Origin of the sequence: Streptomyces hygroscopicus subsp. hygroscopicus (assembly GCF_001553455.1) — a bacterium.
In the GTDB taxonomy this organism is placed as follows: Bacteria; Actinomycetota; Actinomycetes; order Streptomycetales; family Streptomycetaceae; genus Streptomyces; species Streptomyces hygroscopicus.
In genome coordinates, this window is record NZ_BBOX01000286.1 from 1 (window position 1) to 6,196 (window position 6,196).

The following is a 6,196-nucleotide window of genomic DNA, read 5'->3' on the forward strand; positions in this document are numbered from 1 at the left end:
CGCCGGGGCGGCGACGCCGGGCGGGCGCGGCCACGCCGGGCCGCAGGCCGGCGGCGGCGCGGTGTTCCACGGCGCTCATGCGCCTCGCCCCCCGGAGGGGTTCCGCTTCTCCCAGCCCTCGGCCCACAGGTCGAAGCGGGCCTGCTGCTGGGGGAATTCGGCCGCCGCGTCGGTGTCCAGCTCCACGCCGAGGCCGGGCTCGTGGGACAGCTGGAAGTAGCCGTCCACGACCTGCGGGGCGTTCTTGACCACCTTCTTGATCTCCGCGTCGGCGAAGTCGTTGAAGTGCTCCAGGATCTTGAAGTTGGGGGTGCAGCCGGCGAGTTGCAGCGACGCGGCGGTCAGCACGGAGCCGCCCACGTTGTGCGGGGCGACCAGGACGTAGTGCGTCTCGGCGGTGGCGGCCAGCTTGCGCGTCTCACCGATGCCGCCGATGTGGCCGAGGTCGGGCTGGATGATGTCGGCGGCCTGCGCCTCGAACAGCTCGCGGAACTCGATCCGGTCGTGGATGCGCTCACCCGTGGCGATCGGCAGCCGCGTCTTCTCCGCGACCTTCGCGAGCGCCTTGAGGTTCTCCGGCGGCACCGGCTCCTCCAGCCACGAGGGCTGGAACCGCTCCAGCTCCCCGGCGAGGCGGACGGCGGTCGCCGGGCTGAACCGCCCGTGCATCTCCACCAGCAGCTCGGTCTCCGGCCCGATCGCGTCCCGCACGGCCTCCACGAGGGCGAGCGAACGCAGGGTCTCGGCGTGGTCCAGCTCGAAGTGGCCGGTGCCGAAGGGGTCCAGCTTCAGCGCCCGGTAGCCGCGCTCGACCACCGCGCCGGCCGCCTTGTGGAACGCCTCGGGCGTGCGCTCGACGGTGTACCAGCCGTTGGCGTACGCCTTGACCTTGTCCGTCACCTTCCCGCCGAGCAGCTGCCACACGGGCACCCCGAGCGCCTTGCCCTTGATGTCCCAGCACGCCATCTCCACACAGGCGATCCCGGACATCACGATCTCGCCCGCCCGGCCGTAGTCGCCGTACTTCATCCGGCGGACCAGGTCCTCCACCGCGAACGGGTCCGACCCGGCGATGTGGTTGGCCTCGGCCTCGCGCAGATATCCGAGCAGCGCATCGGTCCGCCCGAGCATGCGGGTCTCGCCGACACCGGTGATCCCCTCATCCGTGTGGACCTGCACATAGGTGAGGTTGCGCCAGGGGGTGCCGACGACATGCGTACTGATTCCCGTGATGCGCACAGCAATCGACCCTTCGCGATGTTCGATATTTCGTCACACGTTCGAAATCTTGGCGTGACGGTAGTCAGCGCGTCTCAGGGGTGTCAATGGTCGTGCGTCGAATGACGTTTGAACGTGACAACCCATCATGACCGATCAAGAATCATCATGACCGATCAAGTCGTCGGGCAACACGTCTGCCCGGATGTTCGTTACGGCGTCCGCACACCACGGGCCCGCCCCGGGGACGCGGGCGGCCCCTCCCCCGGCATCGGCTAGCCGTCCCGCTGCGCCCGCACCAGCACCTCACCCGCCGCCGTCCGGTCGTACAGGACCGAACGCCCGGCCCGGCGTCTGCGGACCAGCCGGGCCTCGCGCAGGACGCGCAGATGGCCGCCGACCGAGCCCAGGGTCTGGCCGGTCAGGGCCACCAGATGGGTGGTGCTCTTCGGGGTGTCGAGGAGCACCAGGACGCTCGCACGGGCCGGGCCGAGCAGACGGGCGAGGGGGTCGGGGGCCCGGGGCGGGTCGGCGGCGGCCAGGGCGCCGGCACACGGGTAGATCACGGCGTAGCGGTGCGGCGCGTCCCAGGAGACCCAGCCGGCGACCGGGGTGACGGGGACGAAGAGCAACTGGGCGCCGTGGATCGCGCGGGGCGGGTGGTCATGGGCGTTGATCCGCAGGCGGCTCCCGCCCAGCCAGCGCATCCCCGGCCGCAGGCCGTCCAGGACGGCCGCCCAGCCGCCCTGGCTCATCTGGCCGGTGCGCGCCACCACATCGGCCTCGACGATCCGGCGGCGGCGCAGCCACGTGGGCCGTACGGCTTCCGTCCACACCCACTCCAGCAGATCCGCCAGCCGCCCCGGCAGATCGTCGCGGCACAGCGCGGCCGGGAGCGGCGAGCGGCCCAGGGAGACCGTGAGGTCGGAGCGCGTGGCGGCGGGGTCCGTCGCGCGGATCCGGGCCAGCTCCGCCGCGAAGGACGGCTCGCCCTCACCCGGCGGCGTCAGGGTGAGGAAGTCCGCCAGCCAGGTACGGCCCAGCGCGGCCCGGACCAGCAGCGCGGTGACCGGGTCGGCGGCCAGCCGCGCCCGGTAGGCGGGCAGATGGGCGTCGAGCCAGGCCCGCTCGCCGGGGTGCGCGGCCCGCGCACGCTCCAGGGTGATCAGGGCCGCGGTGGTCTCGGCGAGGGGGGAGAGGACGAACCGGCCGCCCGCGAGCGTATCCGCGTCGATCAGCCACAGCCCCATCCGGCCACACCCGCCGCCACCCCGTGGTTCCCGTCCGGGCGCGAACCCCGTGGTTTCGCGTCCGCGCGAAACATTAACGCCACCGCGCGGTCACTCCCGAGCCTGACGCCCATGCGCACCTTTTCCGAAGTGTTCCGGGTCCCGGAGTTCACCCCGCTGTTCCTGACCTCCGCCCTGCAGGTGGCCGCCTCGACGGCGAGCGGGCTCGCCCTCGGCACCCTGGTCTACGCGGCGACCGGCTCACCGCTGCTCTCCGCGCTCAGCATGTTCGGCCCCTCGCTGGCCCAAGTGGCGGGCGCGCTGGCGCTGCTGTCGGCGGCCGACCGGCTGCCGCCGCGTGCCGCCCTGTCCGGACTGGCGGCGCTCTTCGCCCTGGGGACCGCCGCGTCGGCCCTCCCCGGACTGCCGGTGGCGGCGATCCTCGCCATCGTGCTCGGGCTGGGCGCGGCGGCCTCCCTCGGCGGCGCCGTCCGCTACGGGCTGCTCACCGAGATCCTGCCCAAGGACGGCTATCCGCTGGGCCGCTCGCTGATCAACATGTCCAGCGGCACGATGCAGATCGGCGGATACGCGGTCGGCGGCGCCCTGGTGACCGCCCTCTCGGCGCGCGGCACCCTGCTCACCGCCGCCGCCCTGTACCTGCTCGCGGCCGTCACCGCCCGGCTGGGCCTGAGCGGGCGCCCGGCGCGGGCGGGCGGACGGCCCTCGGTCGCCGAGACCTGGCGCGTCAACGCGCGGCTGTGGTCCTCCGCACCCCGCCGCCACGTCTATTACGCGCTCTGGGTACCCAACGGGCTGATCGTCGGCTGTGAATCCCTCTTCGTGCCCTACGCCCCCGAACACGCCGGACTGCTCTTCGCCGTCGGCTCCCTCGGCATGCTGATGGGGGACGTGCTCACCGGACGGCTCCTGCCGCCGCACCGGCGGGAGCGGCTCGCGGCGCCGCTGCGGCTGCTGCTCGCCGCGCCGTACCTGGTCTTCGCCCTGCACCCGCCGCTGCCCCTCGCCCTGGCCGCGGTCGTCCTCGCCTCGGTGGGCTTCTCGGCCACGCTGCCGCTCCAGCAGCGGCTGATGGCCCTGACCCCCGACGAGATGAGCGGCCAGGCCCTGGGGCTGCACTCCTCCGGCATGCTCACCATGCAGGGCGTGTCCGCCGCCCTGGCGGGCGCGCTGGCCCAGCCCACCTCGCCGGCCGTGGCGATGACCGCGATGGCGGCGGTCTCCGCCGCCGTCACCCTGACCCTGGCCCCCGGGCTGCGGGGCGACCCGGCACGCGACGCCCTGGCCGAGGCGGGCTGAGCCGGGTACGGCGCCGAGGCGGGCTGAGTCATGGGGCGTCAGGGCGGGCTGAGTCATGGGGTGTCAGGGCGGGCCGGCCGTACGGCGCCGGGGGCAGGCCGGCCCGGGTACGCCGCCGGGACGGGCTGAGTCATGGCGCGCGAGGCGGGCTTGACCGTACGGCGCCGGGGCGGCCTTGGCCGTACGGCGCCGAGGTGTGCTGAGCACCGTAAGGGCGCCACGGGGTCAACCGGGCGCCCGGCGACCACCCGTTGGGCGGCGTCGGACACGCCGCCCCGGGGGTGAGGTTCCCCCGGACGGGTTCGATCGCCCGGTAGCTGTACGGGGCAAATCCGTTCCCGTACACGGAGGTACGTACGTCCATGCGCAATCGCCGCCGCGCCCTCGGCGCCCTCACCGTTCTCCTTCTGGCGGCGCCCGCCGCCCACGCCGCGTCCGGCGAGTCCGACCGCCCCGGACTGCGGCCCGGTGCGGATCCGGCCGCCCGGGGGGAGCGGTTCGCCCTGCCCCACCGGCCCATGATCTGGACCGACGATCTGACCATCGACCGCACCGGAGACGTCCGTCCGGACGGCTCCGTCACGCTGTACGGCAGCTACCGCTGCGTCCGGGACGGCTCGCAGATCCCCCGGGCGAGCGTGCTCGTCACCCTCACCCAGGGTCAGGAGCGTCACGGACTCGGGGGGTACGACGCGGTCTGCGACGGACTGCGGCACCGCTGGGTGATCGACGGGGTGGGCGTGGGGCGGTACGTGCGGGGGCCGGCGGACGCCGAGGGCACGCTGCTGAAGTTCGCCGGCGGCGACACCTTCGCTCCGACGGCGATTCCGACGCCGGTGTCGATGCCGATGAACGTGGCCCGGGCCGATCGGGAGGTCATGCTGCTCGCGGCCGACGACTGAGCCGTCTGCCGGTCGTCGCGACGAGTGAGCCGTCCGTCGGCCGCGGCTACCGCTGAGCCGCCGGAACGGCCTTCGGCCGCGGCGACCGCTGAGCCGTCTGCCGCCCGTCGCGTCGAGTGAGCCGTCCGTCGGCCGCGGCGGCCGACGACTGAGCCGCCGGAACGGCCTCACCCGCCTTCGTCTCCCTGCCCCAGCAGGGAGACGAAGGTCCGGAAGAGGGCGGGCATGTCCACCGCGTCCCGGTCGTGCAGCCACTGGAACTGGAGTCCGTCCATCACCGCCACCACCAGCGGCGCGGCGGCCTCGGGGGTGAGCCCGCCGGGGAGCCGGTCGCCGAACTCGCCGCGCAGGGTGGCCGCCATGTCGGCGCGCACCTTCTCGTAGCGCTGGGTGAAGAAGCCGCGTGCCGGGTGGTCGTCGGTGACGCTCTCGCCGAGGAGCGCGGAGAAGGTCTGGACGATACCGGGGCGCATCGCGTTGTACTCCACGAGGGCGGCGAGCAGGTCCAGCGGCCACGCCTCCCCGCCGCCCCGCCGCGCGGAGCCGGTGTCCCACTGGTCGCGCTCCTCGAGCACGGCGATGAGCAGGGATTCCTTGGTGGGGAAGTAGTGGAGCAGCCCTTGCTGGGTGAGGCCCACCCGCTCGGCGACCGCGCCGAGGGTCGCGCCCCGGTAGCCGCGCTCGGCGATCACTTCGAGCGCGGAACGGACGATCTCCGCCCGTCGCTCCTCACCCCGTCTGGTACCGCGTTCCGTCGCCCTGTGCATGGTCGTACCGTAGAGCATGTTTGGTAACGAAACGATAACGGTACCTACCTGGTGACAGGCTTTCGGGTCCACGATGGCCCGGACGGGAGACGAGGGCCGGACGGGACCCGCACCGGGAGGGCGAGCGATGGCGCACGCGATCGGCGACGACGGCAGGGCACGGGGCGACGGCACGGCCGAGGCCGTGGAGAAGGCCCTCGGCCTCCTCGATCTGGACACCAAGGCGCGGCTGTTGTCCGGGCAGGACATGTGGAGCCTGCCCGCCGTCCCCGCGATCGGGCTGCGTTCCCTGGTGATGTCGGACGGCCCGATCGGCGTCCGGGGCGTCCACTGGACCGCCGACGACCCCTCCGTCGCCCTGCCCAGCCCCACCGCCCTCGCCGCGACCTGGGACCCGGAGCTCGCCCGGCGCGCGGGCCGGCTGCTCGCGCAGGAGGCGCGGCGCAAGGGCGTCCATGTGCTGCTCGCGCCGACGGTCAATCTGCACCGCTCCCCGCTCGGCGGGCGGCACTTCGAGGCGTACAGCGAGGATCCGTATCTGACCGGCGCCATCGGCACCGGCTATGTGACGGGGGTGCAGGAGGGCGGAGTGGGCACCACCGTCAAGCACTTCGTGGCCAACGACGCCGAGACCGAGCGCTTCACCGTCAACAACGAGGTCGGCGCGAGGGCGCTGCGCGAGCTGTATCTCGCGCCCTTCGAAACCATCGTCAAGAACGCCCGCCCCTGGGGCGTCATGGCCGCCTACAACGGGGTCAAC

Annotated in this window: 6 protein-coding genes; 3 read left to right on the forward strand and 3 right to left on the reverse strand. The window is 73.5% G+C overall.

Features of this window, described 5'->3' with window-relative positions; all coding sequences use genetic code 11:
- Positions 1-75: 75 nt before the first annotated feature.
- Positions 76-1,239: a mandelate racemase/muconate lactonizing enzyme family protein gene (locus AXW62_RS26860; RefSeq protein WP_060946788.1), complete on the reverse strand. Its 1,164-nt coding sequence runs from the start codon at positions 1,237-1,239 to the stop codon at positions 76-78.
- A 254-nt stretch (positions 1,240-1,493) separates the two neighbouring features.
- Positions 1,494-2,468, reverse strand: coding sequence for a hypothetical protein (locus tag AXW62_RS26865; RefSeq protein WP_060946789.1), 975 nt, complete (start codon positions 2,466-2,468; stop codon positions 1,494-1,496).
- Between the two features lie 111 nt (positions 2,469-2,579).
- On the opposite strand from AXW62_RS26865, the gene AXW62_RS26870 reads away from it, so the two are divergent.
- Both AXW62_RS26870 and AXW62_RS26875 read left to right on the forward strand, forming a co-directional pair.
- The gene (locus AXW62_RS26870; protein ID WP_060946790.1) at positions 2,580-3,767 is read left to right on the forward strand and encodes an MFS transporter; all 1,188 of its coding nucleotides are present in this window, start codon (positions 2,580-2,582) and stop codon (positions 3,765-3,767) included.
- A 362-nt stretch (positions 3,768-4,129) separates the two neighbouring features.
- On the forward strand, positions 4,130-4,669 hold the full coding sequence (locus AXW62_RS26875; RefSeq protein ID WP_060946791.1) for a DUF6299 family protein: 540 nt from the start codon (positions 4,130-4,132) through the stop codon (positions 4,667-4,669).
- Positions 4,670-4,836: 167 nt separating this feature from the next.
- Here AXW62_RS26875 and AXW62_RS26880 read toward each other — a convergent pair whose 3' ends face one another.
- On the reverse strand, positions 4,837-5,436 hold the full coding sequence (locus AXW62_RS26880) for a TetR/AcrR family transcriptional regulator (protein WP_060946792.1): 600 nt from the start codon (positions 5,434-5,436) through the stop codon (positions 4,837-4,839).
- A 127-nt stretch (positions 5,437-5,563) separates the two neighbouring features.
- Between AXW62_RS26880 and AXW62_RS26885 the strand changes: the two genes are divergently transcribed.
- Positions 5,564-6,196, forward strand: a 633-nt coding sequence (locus AXW62_RS26885) for a glycoside hydrolase family 3 N-terminal domain-containing protein (RefSeq protein ID WP_169808178.1), incomplete at its 3' end; no start/stop codon positions are given.

Bases quoted from the DNA above. Each gene is read 5' to 3' on its own strand.
- AXW62_RS26880 (WP_060946792.1), bottom strand. From the start codon at position 5,436: ATGCACAGGGCGACGGAACGCGGTACCAGACGGGGTGAGGAGCGACGG.
- AXW62_RS26875 (WP_060946791.1), top strand. From the start codon at position 4,130: ATGCGCAATCGCCGCCGCGCCCTCGGCGCCCTCACCGTTCTCCTTCTG.
- AXW62_RS26865 (WP_060946789.1), bottom strand. From the start codon at position 2,468: ATGGGGCTGTGGCTGATCGACGCGGATACGCTCGCGGGCGGCCGGTTC.
- AXW62_RS26870 (WP_060946790.1), top strand. From the start codon at position 2,580: ATGCGCACCTTTTCCGAAGTGTTCCGGGTCCCGGAGTTCACCCCGCTG.